Here is an 18,314-nt window from a genome sequence, read left to right as displayed (position 1 = left end):
TAGCGCTATAACCTGTATTAAGGCTAGTAATTGAGACCGGCTATTAAGCGTAATGCTTGCCTTTAATGGCATTGTAAATGGCATCACACAGTGTTTTTATACTGGTGTCGTCACTTATATACGGTGGCATAAGGTAAATTAGTTTACCGAATGGACGTATCCATACGCCTTGCTCTACAAAATAAGCCTGAATTTTAGCAACATCAACATTGCCAGCAGCCTCGTTTAGCTCAACAACACCAATAGCACCTAAGGTACGTACATTGGCAACCGCATCTAGTTCACTGCATTTATTAAGTTGTTGTAGTTGGGTATTTATTTGCTTTATTCGTTGTTGCCAGTTTTGCTCAAGTAATAAATCAATACTTGCGCAGGCCGCAGCACAGGCAAGCGGGTTGCCCATAAACGTAGGGCCGTGCATTAAAACACCTGCTTCACCTTCGCTTATGCCAATGGCTATTTTATTGCTAGTGATAGTGGCCGATAGCGTCATTGATCCGCCAGTTAATGCTTTACCAATACACATTATATCGGGCTCTATATTAGCGTGCTCTACCGCAAATAACTTACCTGTACGGCCAAAGCCTGTGGCAATTTCGTCGCAAATTAGCAATACGTTATATTGCGTACATAACTTACGCACGCAGGCTAAATAATCGGGGTGATAAAAGTTCATACCACCCGCGTTTTGTACAATAGGCTCAATGATAAAGGCGGCTACTTGGCTGTGGTTTGCTTTAAAATATTCTTCAAGCTCTTGGGCTTCTGCCTGGTCAAACTCGCTTCCAAACTTACTTACTGGTGCGGGTACAAAAACGTGCTCAGGTAAAAAGCCTGAATATAAATTATGCATTGAGTTAACGGGGTCGCATACGCTCATGGCTGCAAAGGTGTCGCCATGGTAGCCCTTGTAAGGCGTCATTAATTTTTGTTTTGTTGTAATGCCTTGGCTTAACCAATATTGCAGCGCCATTTTTATTGCCACTTCAACACTTACCGATCCGCTGTCGGCTAAAAATACTTTAGTTAAACTAGGCGGCGTTATATTTACTATTTTTTTGCACAGCTCTACCGCGCTGCTATGCGTAATACCGCCAAACATAATGTGGCTCATACTATTAATTTGCTCAATCATGGCATTATTTATAACAGGGTGGTTATAGCCATGAATTGCGCTCCACCACGAGGCCATGCCATCGATTAATTGCTCGCCAGTTTCTAGGTGAATAATATTGTGATTAGCATGTGTAACGGGATATACCGGAATTGGCTTAGTCATAGATGTATATGGGTGCCAAATGTGCTCACGATCAAAATCAAGGTCAATCGTATTCTTTTTAATCATATGTAAACTTTAACTTGATGGGCTTCGTTGACAATGTTACTTCAACTCGTAGACTAAGCCAATATCACCGCTGAGAAAAAAATAAGAGAGTATTATGGAACTTGCACCTGTTCGTCACGATTGGACCCACGCTGAAGTTAAAGCATTATTTGAAATGCCATTTAACGATTTACTTTTTAAAGCCGCATCGGTTCACCGTGCTAACTTCAACCCAAATGAAGTGCAAATTTCTACGTTGTTATCAATTAAAACAGGCGCTTGCCCAGAAGATTGTAAGTATTGCCCGCAGTCGGGGCATTACCGAACTGATTTAGAACGCGAACGCTTAATAGAAGTAGAAAAAGTAGTAGAGCAAGCGCGCCTTGCAAAACAAAAAGGCGCGACCCGTTTTTGTATGGGCGCTGCATGGTCAGATCCAAAAGACAGAGACATGCCATACATTTCGCAAATGGTTAAAGAAGTAAAAGAGCTAGGGTTAGAAACCTGCATGACGCTGGGTAAACTCACTAACGAAAAAGCTCATGAGCTTCGCGACGCTGGGCTTGATTACTATAATCACAACCTTGACACGTCACCTGAGTATTACGAGCAAATTATATCAACCCGTACTTTTCAAGATAGATTAAATACCATTGACCACGTACGCGATGCTGGTATGAAAGTATGCTCGGGCGGAATAGTCGGTATGGGCGAGCAAGCAAGCGACCGTTATGGGTTACTGATGCAGCTAGCTAATTTGCCACAACAGCCAGAAAGCGTGCCTATTAATATGCTCGTTAAAGTTAAAGGCACACCGCTTGAAAACGCAGACGATTTAGACCACTTTGAATTTGTACGTACCATTGCAACAGCGCGCATTATGATGCCACACAGTTATGTGCGTTTATCGGCAGGGCGTAACGCCATGAACGAGCAAATGCAGTCAATGTGCTTTTTTGCAGGCGCTAACTCAATATTTTATGGCGACAAACTTCTTACCACCGAAAACCCAGACGCTGATGCCGATATGAACCTAATTAAAAAATTAGGCATGAACCCAGAAAAGCGTCACGACTATTCAGACGAAGCAGTAGAAGCCTCGCTTTCATCGCAAGTAGCCGACAAAGCAACGTCTGAATTGTTTTACGAAGCGTAGGCTTATATCAATGCCTTTTGATTTTATAAACACGCATCTGCAGGCTCGCCAGCAAGATGCGTTACTTCGTAAACGCCACGTAGTGCAACATGCAACAGCGCGCACCATAACGGTTAATAATAAAGCCTACCTTAACTTTGCCAGTAACGACTACTTAGGCTTTGGTGATGTAGCTGTTAACCTTAATAACTCTCACGCATTAGGGAGTCACAGCTCTGCATTGGTTACGGGTTATCAGGCACAGCAAAAAGCGCTTGAACAATATTTATGCGAGCAATTTGGTTATGGTGCAGGGATGCTGTTTAACTCAGGGTTTAGCGCTAATAGCAGCGTAATTAAAGCGTTATTTCAAGATAAAGCGGCTGCGCAAAGCAGCGCTATTTTTCAAGATAAGTTAAATCATGCAAGCTTGATTGACGGTGCTTTGCATTCTAACGCGGCTTTAGTGCGTTTTAATCACAACGACATGAATCATTTACGCTCACGGCTCGAAAAATCAAAAGCGCAAAACAAGCTTATTATAAGCGAAGGCGTATTTTCGATGGATGGCGATACCGCGCCTCTTAAAGAATTACTCGCACTTGCAAAACAACACAACGCATGGCTAATGATTGACGACGCACACGGCTTTGGTGCATTAGGTAAAACCGGTTTGGGCGGTTGCGAAGCGTTTATTACTCAAACGCTGCCAGATATATTAGTCATTACCTTTGGTAAAGCAGTGGCTAGTAGTGGCGCGTGTGTATTAGGCAGTAAACAGTTTATTGATTACATGCTGCAATTTAATCGCGATTACACGTATTCAACCGCTATGTCGCCGCTTATGGCAAGCCACACACTTGGGCGTATTAAAAGCATAAAAACAGCTGATGATAAACGCGATAAGCTAAATGCCAATATTGCATTATTTAAGCAACTCGCTAAAACCCATAATATTGCAGTTATGGAGTCAAACACAGCCATACAGCCCATTGTATTAGGCTGCGCTGAGCAAACTTTGCAAGCGGCAGATAAACTTAAACAACAGGGTATTTGGCTCACTGCAATTAGACCGCCGACGGTTGCACATAACACCTCTCGTTTGCGCATTACTTTAACAGCCGCACATACCGAGCAAGACATAACGCACTTAGTTAAGCATTTAGTAGGTGCAATAGCATGACTGCTCAGCCAGTATTAAAAACAGACCTAGTGCAAACACAACTTGTAAAACCGTGCCTAGTAAGTAGCGAATTGGATATAGAGTTAAACAAGGATTTAAGCAAGGAGCTTAAAAAGTCTACACAAAGTAAGTTTTCAAAGGCGGCAGCGCGTTATAACACCCATGCAAATGTACAAAAACACGCAGCAAGCGATTTACTTGCTCTTATAAAACCAGGCATTAATAAAAATAAGCTTTGTGTTGATTTAGGCGCAGGCCCGCTTGTTAATACACACACATTACAAAGCGTATTTAGCAGTGTTATTGCAATGGATTTGAGCTTAAACATGCTACAAAGTAGTGATTTAACCGCACCAAAAATATGCGCCGATATGGATAACTTACCGCTACAAGCAAACAGTGTTGATGTTATTTACAGTAACTTTGCAGTGCAGTGGTCTGCTAATTTTTCGGCTTTAATGCAATCGCTTTACAGTATATTAAAACCAGGCGGGCAGGCGTACATAAGCACTGTGATAGAGGGCTCACTTAACGAAATAAAAACGGCCTTTGCCGCGCTTGATTCAAATAGCCACATAAATACCTTTAATAGTGAGCTGTATATAAACCAATCAGTCCAAAATGCAGGGTTTACTATTAACAGCGCTAAAAAACGTATTTACACCGATGAATATACAACACCTTTAAAAGCTATTACTTCAATTAAGGCTATTGGTGCAACTACGCAAAATCATACTAATACGCGTCAAGGGCTACTTACAAAATCGGCGCTACAAAAAGTATGCAGTGCGTATCCGCTTATAAATAACAAAGCATGTGTGTCTTATCATGTGGTGCTGTTATCATTAGAAAAACACTAAATAAGCCCAAAGACATTAAAGGCAACGCATGAAAGAATTTTTTATAACAGGCACCGACACCGATGCCGGAAAAACCCACGTTACCAGTTTGCTATTAAAGTTACTTGCCCAACACAAAAAACAAGCCATTGGTTTTAAACCGCTGGCTGCTGGCTGCGAAATGGCATTTGATCAACTAGTAAACGCTGATGCCCTCATACTAATGGAAAGCGCAACAGTGAGCGCTAAATACGATGTAGTAAATCCGTTTGCGTTTGCACCCCCTATTGCGCCGCATATAGCCGCTGAGCAAGTTGGAGTTAGTATTACTATTGATAAACTAAGTGATGCTTATAAAGATGTAAAACAACAGGGCGCTAATTATATACTTACCGAAGGCGCGGGTGGTTGGGCGTTACCTATTAACAATACGGAGTATTTATACGACTGGGTTAAAGCAGAGCAACTGCCGGTAATACTCGTTGTTGGTATGAAATTAGGTTGCTTAAATCATGCGTTACTAACCGCTGCGCATATGCAAAGTATGGGTATAAACTGCGTTGGCTGGATTGCAAACCAAGTCGATAAAAACATGGACGAGTATCAAGCAAACCTTGATTCACTCAAAGCACGTTTACCGTTTCCAATACTTGCTATAAGCCCATACAGCGAGCAAACTCCTAAGTTACAAATATACAAAAGCTTGCTTAGTGCGTTATCTATAAACACTTAAGTGGTTTTAAAAAAGTTACTTTTTTAGGTAAATCTTGAAATAGTCAGCCTTAGTACACATATAAACGTTTATAAATACATAGCTTGCTTAAAGACAGTGTTACTAAGGACATAACGACTATATGACGCACCCATTTATTGAAAACTACGCCCCAGATGCGCACGTAAGCGCTGAGCCAAAAGCACTAAACTATGGCTTACCTAAAAAACGCGTAGGCATAATAGGTGGGGGCACAGCTGGCGCCACAATAGCCATTAGGCTTGCTGCGTTAGGGTTAGAAACTTATGTACTTGAAAAGAAAAAGTCGTTAATTGATGGCCCTCCAATGTGCCATTTGCACGCAGGTGGCAATTTATATCGCGAAATACCCGACGAAGACTGCATAGATTTACTCAAGCAATGTATAGATATTGCTCGCCTTTATCCTCACACCATCGATGTTCGCCCCACAGTATTTGCAGTGCCTAAACGAGATGACGACTCACCAGAGGACTTATTTCCGCGTTTAAATAAATTAGTAAAATCCTACAGCGAGCTTGTTGAACAAGACAGCGCTAATAAAGTATTAGGCGAGCCAGAGCATTATTATCAGTTATATAGTTATGAGCAAATGCTAAAGCTTGCTAAACAAAAACAAGTAGCCAAGCCCACGTCGTTAGATGAGTGGATGATACCCGTTGCTAAGCATTTAGATTTAGACAAGTTAAAGTTTCCGCTTATTGTTGCACAAGAATATGGTTGGAATATATTTCGTTTATCGGCCAGTGCACAACTCGCCCTTGCACAGTACAAACACGCTCACGTTTTAACAAGCACCAGTGTTAAAAGTGTATCGCCAGTTATAAATACCAATAATGATAAGCAAACACTTAAGTGGCGCATTGAATACCAATCAGATCCAAGCCTTGATGAACAACCTGATACTCAAACCGATACACAAGTCGATACACAAACGATTGAGGTAGATTACCTTATTAATGCGTGTGGTTTTCAAACCGGTATTATTGACGACCTGGTTGGGGTAGATGTAAAGCGCATGGTCGAATTTAAAGCCTCTTACATCACTCATTGGCAAGGTGCTGGTGGGCAAATACCCGAAATTATTATTTACGGTAACCGTGGCACACCAGAGGGCATGGCGCAGCTAACGCCTTACCCAAATGGATATTTTCAAATACACGGCATGACCAACGACATTACGCTATTTAATGATGGCTTAGCTGATGCAACACCAATGAGTGCTCAACCTAAACTCCCCGATAAATACCTGCACTATATTAAAGATGGGTGGGACAAAGCCGCATTGCAAACACGCAACCAAACAGCAATAGATTATGTAGCCGAGTTTGTACCCGCGTTTAAAAGTGCTAACACACAAAATAATGCCTTGTTTGGCGGGCAACAAATCCCAGGTGATGACGACACTTTGCGCGTAGCCGATGTAAGTTTATATTCGCATATTAGTTATGCCCGGGCCGAAAATGTTAAAGCATCGTCAACGTTAATCGCTGCCGATCAAATAGTGTCTGAGTTTATAAAATTAGGAATAATAAGCAGCGATCCTGCTGTAAATTATCACCGCAGTTCCCACCAATGGTCGTATCTTAAACATAATAGCTGTGAAAATATTGGCGAAGTTGCACGCATATTAGCAGGTGAACGTGGTTTTCCAATTGATATGGCAGAGCTAAATCATAGCTTGTAATAAGCTGATTTATAAAGAAACTTCAGTTTTAAATTTGCTGTAAAACTCTTCCTAAAAAAATTATCAATAAACACATAAATAACACTTGTGTTATGACATAGTTTGTCACAGAATAGCGCTAACGTTATGACATAGTGTGTCATAACGCAGTGATTGCTTTAACCTAATTTAATTTTATGTTCGGTGATCAAACCTATTTTTGTGAGGACAATATGAAACGTGTATTTTTGTTTTTATTAACTAACCTAGCGGTTATGTTGGTATTAGGTGTAGTGCTTTCAATAATAATGAGTGCGCTGGGCTTAAGCCATCGTAGCCTTGGCGGAATTTTACTTATAGCCACCGTATTTGGTTTTGGTGGATCGTTTATTTCGTTATTTATGTCGAAATGGATCGCTAAAAAATCAACAGGCGCGCATGTAATTACGCAGCCTCGAAACGAAACCGAACATTGGCTTGTACAAACGGTATCTGCGCAAGCACAAAAAGCAGGTATTAAAATGCCAGAAGTGGCTATTTACGACAGCCCAGAAATGAACGCATTTGCAACAGGTCCAAGTAAAAACAACTCGTTAGTGGCAGTAAGCACAGGCTTAATGCACAACATGACCAAAGATCAAGCCGAAGCCGTGCTTGCCCATGAAGTATCGCACGTGGCTAACGGCGACATGGTAACGCTTACGCTAATACAAGGCGTGGTAAACACCTTTGTAATATTTGCCGCAAAAGTACTGGCTGGCATAGTAGATAACTTTATTAATAGCGATGAAGAAGAGGGTGGCAGTAGCTGGACATACTTCTTATTCGATATGTTATTCCAAGTATTATTTGGTGTACTAGCAAGCATAGTAGTTGCAAGTTACAGCCGTAAACGTGAGTTTGCAGCCGACAGCGGCGCAGCAAAACTAGTTGGTGCTGACAAAATGCGATCAGCCCTTGAGCGATTAAAGCAAAACCATCCTTCGCAATTAGAAGGCTCAATGATGGCCTTTGGTATTGCAAGTGGCAAAGGCATGGCTGAATTGTTTTCATCGCACCCACCGCTTGATGCGCGAATCGACGCACTTCGTAAGTAATTATGTAAAATAGTTAATATACTAAGCCAGCTTAATCGCTGGCTTTTTTATGTTTACGTTAAAATACCAAAACCGTATGTACTGTATTTATATACAGCACTCTGTATTGCTTTATAAAATCGTTACTTTTTTAAGCTATATGTGTTTACGGGGTTCTTTAGCATGAGTAAACTAAAATACCTTAAAGCCAGCAATACTACTGGTTTTAATACTTAACATTTAATACTTAACATTTAATACTTAACAAGGATGCTTATTGTAGTGGAAAAGATGCAGCAAACTAAAGAATGCATTATGTGTTTTAGCGCCATAGATTCACGGGCTAAAAAATGCCCGCAATGCACCTCACTTCAAGCTAAATATTCTAACTTAGAAAACAATCCCATTATTATTGGTGCATTGGCCTTAATTATTGTTGGTATTTTTGGGTTTATTTTTTATCAAAATATATATGTAGCAGGGCTTGAAGAACAAGCACAAAAAAACCTAACTGCTAATGTAAACCAAATAAGCACTAAAAATGAAACCGATGGTTTGTATGTTGCCTGTATAGGGAAAATAAAAAATGAATCAGATTTTTCGTTTAAAAATTTAAAGTTTAAGGTCGATTTTTTAACAGATCAAAACACTCTATTCGATACGCTATCAATAACCGACGAAGACCTAATTCTACTGCCTAATGACTCAACCAACTTTAGAGTAAGAGGTATTGCGCAAAAACAGGCGGCTAGTTATAACAATTGCCAAGTAACAATAACGGATGCTTGGGCTTATAAATAAAAATAAATTTTTACGATTAAAAAAACCAGCTAAAAAGCTGGTTTTTAATATAAATAAATCGTTATTACTGAGAAAGGATAATTTCAGTAATACCCTCAGCAGAGAGTATTTCAATCCAGTAGCCGTCAGGATCTTTAATAAAGGCTAAGCCTTTCATTGAACCATCATCTGGTTTTTTTACAAACTCTACATCGTATTTTGCAAAGCGCTCACTGGCTGCGTAAACATCCGGCACGCTAATACCAATATGGCCAAAGCCTTTAGGCTCTTGATTACCGCTGTGGTAGCCCTCAAAACTGTCATCGTTTTCAGTGCCCCAATTATGGGTTAACTCAATTAACGCAGGGCGACGAAACACCCATTCAGCTTTTTCCTTATCATCGCCTTCTGGCAACTCTTGTTCGTAGCCTAAAAAGTAAAGCGTAAACTTCATACCAGGAAAGTCATACTTACCTAAAAGCTTCATACCCAATACATTTTCATAAAATTCTAAAGACGGCTTTGGATCTTTAATACGCAACATAGTTTGCTGCATCACATAGCCTTGCGTGGCTTGTTCAATTTGCTCTGGAGATTCGTTATAGCTAGACATGGTGATCCTTACTGAAAATAATAAAGCGAAAGCATAGATATAGTACTTAATTTATCATAATCAACCGTATGATAAATTTAAACCACTGCTTTACTTATTAACCATTAATAGTGGAATTGACTGTCAAAACGGAGCTTTATAAATAGCACGTGTTATTTTCTAAGCCATTTTCCTAGGTTGATTAGGAATATGGATGATTTTTTACTTTCATAATTGCTAATAAACTATTGAAAACTGGGACGTTAAGATACAAATATGACTTTATTAGATGAAAGTACAAAAGAATTTGGCAGCATGAGCGTATTACTTCATAACACCAATACAGCAAGTTATTGTATTGAGTGGTTTAGTAAAATGACCGGAGCGTCGATTACCTTAGCAAGAGTTGAAGCTGGCAAGTATTTAGTTACCCGAAAGTGGGCAGCAGGGCGCGAACTAGATGATGTTACCAGTGACTTTAACCGCGCTAACCAAGCTATTATTCATTTTTTGAATAATGTTGATATAGCTAAGATGAACGAGCAAAGAGTCGCCGCAGCTAAACTTTACTGTATAAATTTATTTGTAAAAGCAGAAGGTTTGAGGCCTGTTACTAACCCTAATTTACCAAAACCAAGGCTGCAAGACGCTATAGGCAAAAAGGTGATAGTAAAGTCAACCCTAGGCAATTGCCAAATAGCTACCGGACTATTGCTACAGCTGGTGGGTAATCAAGTTGAAATTCAGGTAAACCCAGATAGCGCATTTGATGATCAACCAAGGCAAAAATTTTACACTAAGCAAGTATCAATTTGTTAAAGTGTTTAACGGCCAATGCTTATAGGCAGTTTTACCTTAATGGTAAAGCCGCCTTGATTAGTTACCTTAAAGCTACCACCTAGCGCAATAGCTCGCTCTTGTATAAAAGCTAAACCATAGTGACCTGAGTTTTCTGTTGGTTTTACTTCGCTTCCGTTATCACTAATTTCTAATTTTATAAACTGACTATCCGTTTTAATATTTATAATAAGTTTGGTCGCGTTACTATGCTTAATACAATTGGTAACAGCTTCTTGGCAAATCCTGTACACGGCAATTTCATGCTCTTTAGTGAGCGTATCATCTACGTTAAAATTAACCTCATAGCCTATACTTGCTTTTGTAAGTAAACTTTTTAATCGCCCTTGAGCCATCGCATTTTGTAGCCCTAACTCGTCTAATTCACGAGGGCGAAGATAGTGCATTAATTGGTAAACAGAATCGTACATAGAGTTAGCATTGCTTTTTAACGTAGCCACAAACGATTGCGTTTTTTCGTCACAAAGGTGCGATAAAATAGCCAAGTCGGTTTTTAAAGCCGTTAAGTTTTGCCCAAGTTCGTCGTGTAACTCTTGTGAAAGGTGCTTACGCTCGTTTTCTTGCACGCTCACCATTTTAGCCCCAAGTAGGGTATTTTGATTAAGCTGCTTAGTTAGTGCGCGGTTAATCTTTTTTAATTCAGTATTTTTACGTTTAAGCTCTGTAATTGCCGCGCCTAACACCATGCTGGTAATCGCATTAGCCAAAATAAACAACTGGCTAATATAGGTATTGCTAGGCTCATGGGTCATGCTTGCTTCAACTATTATTAGTGCATTTATAAGTGTTGCACTACTTACTGCGCCTAATACGCCAAAGCGATACGAAAACCAAATAATAGGTAATAACGATGCAAGGCGTAGTAATGGGTAGGTATCGGGCCGTATAAGGTATACAAGCATCGCAACAAGTAAAACAGTAGCTAACGTAACCGTTAAATTAGTTACTTTAAGTAATGCCGGGCGCTTTAACGAAAGATTTAAAGAGTGAAGTAGCATAATAAACGGCGCAACTAATAACGAGCCTGTTATATCGCCAAGGCACATATTTAACTGATACTGTAATAGCTCTTTAGCAACCAATATGTTTGTAAATTCAAACGCACTAGAAAACAAAAACCACTTTATTGAGGTGCTCGCAACACACAATAAAATCAACGAAAGTATACCTAAACTATTATTAATACTTGGTGGCCAGCGGCTATGTTTAAACACATACACAAGGGCAAAAAAGCAAAGCTCCTGCCAAAAACCATGCAGTAAATTAAACTCCCAAACCCCGGTCATTGTATAACCTAAGTGAGCAGCCAAAGCACGAGACGATATCCACAACGTAATCCAATACCGAGTTGGCGAAAGCAAATAAAAAGCAATTTTTATCCCTGCAGGAATAAATATAGCGCTACTTTCGGGCACAGTTTCTAAATTAGCTCCAACCCAAAAAGCAGCAATACAGGCAATAAAATAAATTACGCCAACTACAAACTGCTTTGTAATTTCTTTAGCGGTTGCTGCAATAGAAAAATTAAAAGCAGGTAATGTACTAGGTAAGTTCATCTAACTGAATTACTCCTGCATCAATCGCTATTTTTAGCAGTTCAAACGATGTTGTTACATTAAGCTTGCTGTAAATATTAGCCTTATGCACATGCGCTGTTTTAGGCATTATTTCTAATTTTTGTGCTATTTGCTTTGCATTAAAGCCCTTTGCTAACAGTGGTAAAGCTTCGAGCTCTCGGTTAGTTAAAATAGTTAACGCTGAGTTTGGCGTATTTAAAGCAAAATTTACATCTTCACTTATATAGCGTTTACCTAATGCAACCGATTTAACTGCATCAATTAACTCCTCCGACGCAGAGCGTTTAGACACGTAACCAAGTGCGCCTAATCGTAGCGCATTACTTACATAAGGTTCGTAATCGTGCATGGAGGCAACAATGGTTTTAATTTCAGGGAAATTTTCGTTAAGGTAGGTTAAAAATGTAAGGCCGGTTTCTGATTCATTAAGTGATATATCAACAATAAATATATCGGGTTGTTCAAGCTCAACAGCCAGTTTTGCTTGGCTAACATTGCAGGCTTCTATTATTACTTCCCAGTCTGCTTGTAGCTCTAGTAGTTTTTTAAAACTGTCGCGTACTAATTGATGATCTTCAATTATTCCAATGTGCATGTATTTCTCCCTTTAAATTTATTATACATTGAAACAGATAACCAATAGCCAAAAAATTTATTAAAGTTAACTACCTAGCAAAAAAATGTACACTGTAAATGCTAAAGGAGCAATCACGTGCGGTATTTAACTATTTTAAAAGGGGAAGGTATGAAAACACTAAATATTATTTTTGGACTCGCATTACTCTTTGCTATTACAAATGCTAACGCAGTAGAGGGACTAATTTCAGTAAAAAGCCCTCTAAGCGCTAAAGCTACTATGGATAAGTTTGAGAATTTAGCAAAACAAAAAGGGCTAAATATATTTGCACGAATAGATCACGCAGCTGGTGCTAAAAAAGTAGAGCAACAACTACGCCCAACAGAGGTTCTTATATTTGGTAACCCCAAAGGCGGCACACCTCTTATGCAGTGCGCACAAACAATAGGTATTGATTTACCGCTAAAAGCACTGGTATGGGAAGACGCACAATCGCAAGTGTGGTTAAGCTATAACGATCCTACTTATATAGCTGAGCGCCATAACGTACCAAACTGTTTAGTTGCTACAAAATTAAGTAAAGTATTAGCTGCACTGTCAGATAAAACCGTTGGGCCATAAAACTAAATTTAAACAATTCATTAGCTAAATTAAGGATGATTTTGAAACAATCTTCAATCGTATTTTTAGCCGTAGTAAGCCTGTTTTTACAGGCTTTTTTGCTAATCTCGCTAACTAGTTTTTTTACAGGTATTTACAATGCTTATGTAGCATTTGCTGGTGGCGATCCTAAATTAATAGCAGGGCATATTTCATCAGGTATTGTAATTTCGTTAATACAAATTGCACCAGCAATAGTTGGCTATTTTATAAATTATATATTGCTTAAAAATAAACGTGTAAATGACTTTGCATTGCTTAAATCTGCTTTAAAATTTTATGCGTATCTATGGCTTTTATTTATCCCCATTGGTACGATTTTAGGTGCAAAGCTATTAACTCAATTAAAGAAGGGTTAAATTTAATAGCGGCTTTAAAAATAAAGGAGTAAGCATGTTTTTTGATGATGTTCAGGGTTTAGTACGCGTACTTATTATTGGTGTACTGGGGTATGTAGCGCTAGTGTTTTGGTTGCGTGTATCGGGCAAGCGAACACTATCTAAATGGAACGTGTTCGATTTTGTAGTCACCATTGCGCTGGGCTCTATTCTTGCCTCGGTAATTATTTCAAAAAGTGTCGCGTTGCTTGAGGGTATATTGGCATTTGTTGTTTTAATAGCGCTGCAATATTTAATTACCTGGCTCAGTGTGCGCTCGTCAAAATTTGCAGCTTTAGTAAAAGCTGAGCCCACGTTGTTACTGAGTGATGGTGAATATTGCACGGCAGCCCTTAAATCACAGCGCGTAACAAAATCAGAAATTCGCGCTGCTATTCGTGGTGCGGGTATATTGGCCATAGAAGATGTAGCCGCCGTAGTGCTAGAAACCGATGGCAGTTTTAGTGTACTAAAGCAAAATAACAGTGGGTTAAAAACCGCGTTAAGTGATGTAAGCGAGCAATAAAGTAAATCGCTACTACTTATATTATTTAAGGCAGGTTTAATACCTGCCTTAATTTGTATTAAAGCCTAATTTATTTAGCGTGCTGCTCTAATAAACTAAAGGTAGGTAAGCGCCACTTAAAGCGTATTGATGCCATACGTATTAAGTACCCCGCAACCAAGCTCACAATAATGCTTATGTTGTCGTCAATATTGTAATGGTGCAATCCTAGGTATAAGCACGCTACAATTAACGATACGCTGGCATACAACTCGTTATGCAGTACCAACGGTGCTTGGCGACATATTAAATCGCGCAGTAACCCACCAAATACGCCAGTAACAACGGCGGCCACTACACAAATACCGTAATGTAATCCCATATTTAGTCCCACTTGGCAGCCAATAATACTAAAGGCAGCTAAACCAAGGGCGTCTAAGCGCATAAATATACCTTTAAATTTAACCACCCATTTAGCAAGCCAGGTAGTGACAATACCGGCAATACAGGTAATTAATAAATACTCTGGGTGTTGTACCCATGTAAGCGGGTAATTGCCTAGTAATATATCTCGTACGCTGCCACCACCAATTGCGGTCGCACTGGCTACTAGCACTACGCCAAACCAATCCATTTTCATTCGTCCTGCGCTAAGTGCGCCGGTCATGGCTTCTGCGGTAATACCAATAATATAAACAACGGTTAGTAACATGAGATAATCACTTAAAATACGTGCGTAAAAATAAGGTGTGGATTGTATAGATAAATTAAGTAAATAACGAATGAAAAATCATACTAAAAAAGCATCATTCAGATAGAAATAACTAATAACAAAAACCAGTGTAAACAAGGTGTTAAGCTAATGAGTGAGTACGCAGTGGTTGTAATGAATTAAAGGACATATGGCCGCAAAGTATAAATAAAACAGGTTGGATTTAGTTGTTTTTAGCGCGTTTTTTTTCAGCTAAGTTTAATAGATAATACGTGAAAATTAACGCAATATGAATAATTGGTTGCATGGTTTTAATTTAGGAACGTATAATAACAAATGTTAACTAAATGGAATTTTCGTAAAACGCAGCTTAAGCATAACAGGCGGATATATGCACAAAGGATTGTTAAAGACGTGGAAAACCGACAAAGGTTTTGGTTTTATTAAATCAGACACCCTAGAGCACGACACGTTTATTCACATATCAGCGCTCAAACACATGAGCCGTAAGCCTAAAGTTGGCGACACTATTTGTTTTGAAGTAGCGACTCAGCCCGACGGTAAAACCAAAGCAATTAACTGCCGCATAGAAGGCGTTGCAGAGCTTAAAGCACCTTATCAAAAACACAATCAACAGCCGTACCGTATGGCTAAATCTAATTTTGCCAGTAGCTTTTTAGGTAAAGTTGCCTCAATTGCGCTAATTGCTGCACTTTGCTTTTATGCGATTAATAAATACAACACTCACTCAAGCAGCCAAACACCTGTTATTACTAATGACGATTTAGCCACCTTTGATGAAAAATACCCAAAACTCGTTATTCCTAAAAGCACGCAAAATTTTACGTGTGATGGCAGGCAATATTGTACTGAAATGCGCTCACGCGAAGAGGCGGTATTTTTTATTAATAATTGCCCGAATACAAAAATGGATGGTGATGGCGATGGAAAACCTTGCGAGAGTGATACAAGGTTTTAAAGGCTAGGGCTATAAAGCCTTAAATAAAAATAGAATTAATTGCTGTGTATAGGTACAGTAATTTGAGTTTTGTCCCATAACATTATTAAAAGTCGTTTTGGGGTTAAATAACAAAGGTTACTGAATAGCAATTGTAATTACCTGTTTATAAATGAGTTGTTTGGTGTAATTATTGAACAACGTAATATACGGCGTTTAGGGGGGTTATAACCCACTAAATTGGAGTTCATAAGTTGTTAGGCTTTCGATAAGTATCCGATAGCAAAATATTCAACAATAGGAGGAGGTTAAGTGACAAAGGACTTTTGGTATGTTTTCGAGTGTGACTACGGGGCTAGAACCCAAGAAAAACCATTTATAAAAGCCATTCTTAATGCTTTTGATAAAGATAATGCTACCCATGTTGGAATAGCCATCAACAACAACCCTTATTGCTTAGAGTTTTACGTGAGTGTAAATATCCAAGGTGATCCTATACACTTTGAAAAATGGCTAAAATCAAATTTTCCAGAAAAATCTCGCAGGGTAAATATTTTCTTGCAAAATATGTTTACTGGAAATGTTATTACATTTGTTGAAGAATCAATGGTAGATCTAATTATCACTGAAGAATCAATGGATAAAGTTTTCATCTTACCGGAAAGAGAGCTGTTTGAAACAGCTAAACCACAGTACAAACCTATGTTTAAAAATGATTCTAGAGTTTTCATAAGTCACTCATCAAAAGACAAAGAAAAAATCGTTAACCCAATTAATGCATACCTTCAGGCTAATAATATAGGAACATGGCTTGATAGTTACGAGATAGATTATGGGGAAAATATCTACCTGAAAGTAAATGAAGGTATTGATAATTCAGAGCTTGGTCTTTTTATTTTAACGGATAACTTTTTTGACTCTTCTAGTGGGTGGCCAATAACCGAGTTTTCTGCATTTTTCATGGAGCTAATGAAATCAAATAAAAAGGTATTGCTAGTCAATGCTGGTGTTGATGATTCTAAAATTCATACACTAATGAAAGTATATAAGTACATCATGTGGGATAACGGAAATGGCTTACCTGAAATTGCAAATGCCATTAATCGACAATTAAAAGCCTAACAAGTGACTATGGTGTCAATTCCTAATTTTAAACCATTTTAGGATCCCACATGACACCATCTCTTACCATAGAATTAATGATTACTATAAGCTTTCTTATACAGGAAATAATAGCCACTTTTTTAGGTTTCCCTGCCGTGACTAGCCGATGATAAATAGCTTTAAATTTAGGGTTACATTGGATAGCTGACATCATTGCCATATACATTGCGGTTCTAATTTTTGGCCGTCCACCTCGTATCATCCGTTTACCTAGATAAGCACCACTTTCTCGATTAAATGGTGCAACACCAACTAGTGATGCAGCCTCTTTATTGTTTACACACCCAAGCTCAGGCATGTCACTAAGTAAGTTAAACGCGACAACATTACCAACGCCAGGCACACTTTGAATAATGTCATTCTTGATCTTATATTCGTTACATTCTTTGATGAGTTTTTGTAGTTTCAAATCTACTTTTTCAATCTGATTTTTTAATGCCGTTAGGATAGGTTTTATTAGTGATGATAGTTTTTTTGGCATTATCTGTGAACGATTTTTCTCCATCGTTTGCATATCCATTAACTGCCTTCTTCTAGAAAGTAAATCACTCATCAAGCGCATCTGCTCTGTAGTGGTCAATAAAATTTGGCCACAGTTTTAGAATCTTGATATCTAACCTCCGATTCATTTGGCGCTAAACCGGCATTATAATGATGCGGCCTAACGTTGTTGTAATATCCGTTGATATAATCACTAACGCTATATTTAGCATCTATAAAATTTCCATATCCAACCTTTGGCATCCATTCCGTTTTAAAGCTTCTAAAAAATCGCTCCATTGGTGCATTATCCCAACAGTTTCCACGCCTACTCATACTTTGTTTGATTTTATAGCGCCATAAACGTTGGCGATATTTTAAACTTGTATAATGACTACCCTGGTCTGAATGAAACATCAGTCCTGTCGGTTTTCCTCTGCTTTCATACGCGAGTTCAAGCGCTTTTAGCGTTAAATTAGTATCTGGCGACAACGACATGGCCCAGCCAACTACTTTACGTGCAAATAAATCAACAACAACGGCTAAATAAGCCCAGCGATTACCTACCCAAATATACGTCACATCACCGCACCACACGGTATCTGGCTCAACAACATCAAATTGTCTATCAAGCAGGTTTGGAATTTCAAGGTGTTCATTACCGCCGCGTTTATATGAATGTTGAGGTGAGAGATTAACAGTGACACCCATTCTAAATTTTGTTCTTTTAAAAATTTAGGACTACGTTTTAGTTAGTGCAAAAAATGAGCAGGGTGTCTTATGGCAATTGCAAGAAAGCGTCAAATAAGTTTGGTTGATACAAAATACTATCACTGTATTTCACGCTGTGTTCGTCGTGCATTTTTATGTGGAGAAGACCGTTTTACTGGTCAATCTTACGAGCATCGACGAGGGTGGGTTGAAGATAAGCTGCTTGAATTAGCAAAGGTATTTTGTATTGATGTGTGTGCTTATTGAGGATTAACAGTGACACCCATTCTAAATTTTGTTCTTTTAAAAATTTAGGACTACGTTTTAGTTAGTGCAAAAAATGAGCAGGGTGTCTTATGGCAATTGCAAGAAAGCGTCAAATAAGTTTG

The 18,314-nt window shown here is 38.8% G+C and carries 18 protein-coding genes and 3 pseudogenes; 14 read left to right on the top strand and 7 right to left on the bottom strand.

Annotated features, from left to right (window positions below):
• Positions 1-43 precede the first annotated feature (43 nt).
• Positions 44-1,345: an adenosylmethionine--8-amino-7-oxononanoate transaminase gene (gene bioA / locus I6F47_RS03535; protein WP_197183340.1), complete on the bottom strand. Its 1,302-nt coding sequence runs from the start codon at positions 1,343-1,345 to the stop codon at positions 44-46.
• A 94-nt stretch (positions 1,346-1,439) separates the two neighbouring features.
• On the opposite strand from bioA, the gene bioB reads away from it, so the two are divergent.
• The 7 genes from bioB (at position 1,440) to I6F47_RS03500 (ending at position 8,775) form a co-directional block, all read left to right on the top strand.
• Positions 1,440-2,480: a biotin synthase BioB gene (bioB, locus tag I6F47_RS03530; protein WP_010552743.1), complete on the top strand. Its 1,041-nt coding sequence runs from the start codon at positions 1,440-1,442 to the stop codon at positions 2,478-2,480.
• A 10-nt stretch (positions 2,481-2,490) separates the two neighbouring features.
• The gene (locus tag I6F47_RS03525) at positions 2,491-3,642 is read left to right on the top strand and encodes an aminotransferase class I/II-fold pyridoxal phosphate-dependent enzyme (protein ID WP_197183339.1); all 1,152 of its coding nucleotides are present in this window, start codon (positions 2,491-2,493) and stop codon (positions 3,640-3,642) included.
• Positions 3,639-4,502, top strand: coding sequence for a methyltransferase domain-containing protein (locus tag I6F47_RS03520; protein WP_197183338.1), 864 nt, complete (start codon positions 3,639-3,641; stop codon positions 4,500-4,502). The genes I6F47_RS03525 and I6F47_RS03520 overlap by 4 nt, the downstream gene beginning before the upstream one ends.
• A 28-nt stretch (positions 4,503-4,530) precedes the next feature.
• Positions 4,531-5,214, top strand: a complete 684-nt coding sequence (bioD, locus tag I6F47_RS03515) for a dethiobiotin synthase (protein WP_197112872.1) — start codon at positions 4,531-4,533, stop codon at positions 5,212-5,214.
• A gap of 121 nt (positions 5,215-5,335) precedes the next feature.
• The gene (locus I6F47_RS03510) at positions 5,336-6,919 is read left to right on the top strand and encodes an FAD-dependent oxidoreductase (protein WP_197183337.1); all 1,584 of its coding nucleotides are present in this window, start codon (positions 5,336-5,338) and stop codon (positions 6,917-6,919) included.
• Between the two features lie 212 nt (positions 6,920-7,131).
• Positions 7,132-7,995, top strand: a complete 864-nt coding sequence (gene htpX, locus I6F47_RS03505; RefSeq protein ID WP_165721922.1) for a protease HtpX — start codon at positions 7,132-7,134, stop codon at positions 7,993-7,995.
• Between the two features lie 270 nt (positions 7,996-8,265).
• Complete coding sequence (locus I6F47_RS03500; protein ID WP_231609166.1) at positions 8,266-8,775, top strand: hypothetical protein; 510 nt, start codon at positions 8,266-8,268, stop codon at positions 8,773-8,775.
• A 64-nt stretch (positions 8,776-8,839) separates the two neighbouring features.
• Here I6F47_RS03500 and gloA read toward each other — a convergent pair whose 3' ends face one another.
• Positions 8,840-9,367 carry a lactoylglutathione lyase gene (gloA, locus tag I6F47_RS03495; protein WP_024599602.1) on the bottom strand — a complete coding sequence of 176 codons (528 nt, stop codon included), beginning with the start codon at positions 9,365-9,367 and terminating at the stop codon, positions 8,840-8,842.
• A 255-nt stretch (positions 9,368-9,622) separates the two neighbouring features.
• Here gloA and I6F47_RS03490 point away from each other — a divergent pair, with 255 nt between their 5' ends.
• Positions 9,623-10,165: a hypothetical protein gene (locus tag I6F47_RS03490; protein WP_165735173.1), complete on the top strand. Its 543-nt coding sequence runs from the start codon at positions 9,623-9,625 to the stop codon at positions 10,163-10,165.
• Between the two features lie 5 nt (positions 10,166-10,170).
• On the opposite strand, the gene I6F47_RS03485 is transcribed toward I6F47_RS03490, so the two are convergent.
• Both I6F47_RS03485 and I6F47_RS03480 read right to left on the bottom strand, forming a co-directional pair.
• The gene (locus I6F47_RS03485) at positions 10,171-11,760 is read right to left on the bottom strand and encodes an MASE1 domain-containing protein (protein WP_197183336.1); all 1,590 of its coding nucleotides are present in this window, start codon (positions 11,758-11,760) and stop codon (positions 10,171-10,173) included.
• Positions 11,747-12,376 (bottom strand): response regulator transcription factor, encoded by a 630-nt coding sequence (locus I6F47_RS03480; protein ID WP_024599605.1) that lies wholly within the window; start codon positions 12,374-12,376, stop codon positions 11,747-11,749. Before I6F47_RS03480 ends, I6F47_RS03485 begins: the two co-directional genes overlap by 14 nt.
• Positions 12,377-12,526: 150 nt before the next feature.
• On the opposite strand from I6F47_RS03480, the gene I6F47_RS03475 reads away from it, so the two are divergent.
• From I6F47_RS03475 to I6F47_RS03465, 3 genes are read left to right on the top strand one after another with little or no spacing between them, the layout of a single operon-like run.
• The gene (locus tag I6F47_RS03475; protein ID WP_024608655.1) at positions 12,527-12,979 is read left to right on the top strand and encodes a DUF302 domain-containing protein; all 453 of its coding nucleotides are present in this window, start codon (positions 12,527-12,529) and stop codon (positions 12,977-12,979) included.
• A 41-nt stretch (positions 12,980-13,020) separates the two neighbouring features.
• Entirely contained in the window at positions 13,021-13,377 is a 357-nt protein-coding gene (locus I6F47_RS03470; RefSeq protein WP_231609158.1) for a hypothetical protein, read from the top strand.
• Between the two features lie 34 nt (positions 13,378-13,411).
• Positions 13,412-13,921, top strand: coding sequence for a DUF421 domain-containing protein (locus tag I6F47_RS03465; protein WP_197183334.1), 510 nt, complete (start codon positions 13,412-13,414; stop codon positions 13,919-13,921).
• A 70-nt stretch (positions 13,922-13,991) separates the two neighbouring features.
• Here I6F47_RS03465 and I6F47_RS03460 read toward each other — a convergent pair whose 3' ends face one another.
• Entirely contained in the window at positions 13,992-14,612 is a 621-nt protein-coding gene (locus I6F47_RS03460) for a trimeric intracellular cation channel family protein (RefSeq protein ID WP_197183333.1), read from the bottom strand.
• A 391-nt stretch (positions 14,613-15,003) separates the two neighbouring features.
• Between I6F47_RS03460 and I6F47_RS03455 the strand changes: the two genes are divergently transcribed.
• On the top strand, positions 15,004-15,591 hold the full coding sequence (locus I6F47_RS03455; RefSeq protein ID WP_197183332.1) for a cold shock domain-containing protein: 588 nt from the start codon (positions 15,004-15,006) through the stop codon (positions 15,589-15,591).
• A gap of 291 nt (positions 15,592-15,882) precedes the next feature.
• Complete coding sequence (locus I6F47_RS20710) at positions 15,883-16,692, top strand: toll/interleukin-1 receptor domain-containing protein (RefSeq protein WP_197183331.1); 810 nt, start codon at positions 15,883-15,885, stop codon at positions 16,690-16,692.
• A 28-nt stretch (positions 16,693-16,720) separates the two neighbouring features.
• Here the strand turns inward: I6F47_RS20710 and I6F47_RS03445 are convergent.
• Both I6F47_RS03445 and I6F47_RS03440 read right to left on the bottom strand, forming a co-directional pair.
• Positions 16,721-17,302: pseudogene (locus I6F47_RS03445) on the bottom strand (transposase); the annotation flags it as partial.
• Positions 17,303-17,310: 8 nt separating this feature from the next.
• A pseudogene (locus I6F47_RS03440) lies at positions 17,311-17,901 on the bottom strand (IS3 family transposase); the annotation flags it as partial.
• A 93-nt stretch (positions 17,902-17,994) separates the two neighbouring features.
• Between I6F47_RS03440 and I6F47_RS03435 the strand changes: the two are divergent.
• A pseudogene (locus I6F47_RS03435) lies at positions 17,995-18,189 on the top strand (transposase); the annotation flags it as partial.
• Between the last annotated feature and the right edge of the window lie 125 nt (positions 18,190-18,314).

It is taken from the genome of Pseudoalteromonas sp. NZS37, assembly GCF_015864265.1.
GTDB lineage: Bacteria > Pseudomonadota > Gammaproteobacteria > Enterobacterales > Alteromonadaceae > Pseudoalteromonas > Pseudoalteromonas arctica.
The sequence above is the reverse complement of the archived record's forward strand: the minus strand, read 5'-3'. Positions and strand labels throughout refer to the sequence as shown.

Coding starts and splice junctions, on each gene's coding strand:
- I6F47_RS03520 (WP_197183338.1), top strand. CDS start 3,639: ATGACTGCTCAGCCAGTATTAAAAACAGACCTAGTGCAAACACAACTT.
- gloA (WP_024599602.1), bottom strand. CDS start 9,367: ATGTCTAGCTATAACGAATCTCCAGAGCAAATTGAACAAGCCACGCAA.
- bioB (WP_010552743.1), top strand. CDS start 1,440: ATGGAACTTGCACCTGTTCGTCACGATTGGACCCACGCTGAAGTTAAA.
- I6F47_RS03455 (WP_197183332.1), top strand. CDS start 15,004: ATGCACAAAGGATTGTTAAAGACGTGGAAAACCGACAAAGGTTTTGGT.
- I6F47_RS03490 (WP_165735173.1), top strand. CDS start 9,623: ATGACTTTATTAGATGAAAGTACAAAAGAATTTGGCAGCATGAGCGTA.
- I6F47_RS03525 (WP_197183339.1), top strand. CDS start 2,491: ATGCCTTTTGATTTTATAAACACGCATCTGCAGGCTCGCCAGCAAGAT.
- I6F47_RS03500 (WP_231609166.1), top strand. CDS start 8,266: ATGCAGCAAACTAAAGAATGCATTATGTGTTTTAGCGCCATAGATTCA.
- I6F47_RS03460 (WP_197183333.1), bottom strand. CDS start 14,612: ATGTTACTAACCGTTGTTTATATTATTGGTATTACCGCAGAAGCCATG.
- I6F47_RS03465 (WP_197183334.1), top strand. CDS start 13,412: ATGTTTTTTGATGATGTTCAGGGTTTAGTACGCGTACTTATTATTGGT.
- I6F47_RS03480 (WP_024599605.1), bottom strand. CDS start 12,376: ATGCACATTGGAATAATTGAAGATCATCAATTAGTACGCGACAGTTTT.
- I6F47_RS03510 (WP_197183337.1), top strand. CDS start 5,336: ATGACGCACCCATTTATTGAAAACTACGCCCCAGATGCGCACGTAAGC.
- bioD (WP_197112872.1), top strand. CDS start 4,531: ATGAAAGAATTTTTTATAACAGGCACCGACACCGATGCCGGAAAAACC.
- I6F47_RS03485 (WP_197183336.1), bottom strand. CDS start 11,760: ATGAACTTACCTAGTACATTACCTGCTTTTAATTTTTCTATTGCAGCA.
- bioA (WP_197183340.1), bottom strand. CDS start 1,345: ATGATTAAAAAGAATACGATTGACCTTGATTTTGATCGTGAGCACATT.
- htpX (WP_165721922.1), top strand. CDS start 7,132: ATGAAACGTGTATTTTTGTTTTTATTAACTAACCTAGCGGTTATGTTG.
- I6F47_RS03475 (WP_024608655.1), top strand. CDS start 12,527: ATGAAAACACTAAATATTATTTTTGGACTCGCATTACTCTTTGCTATT.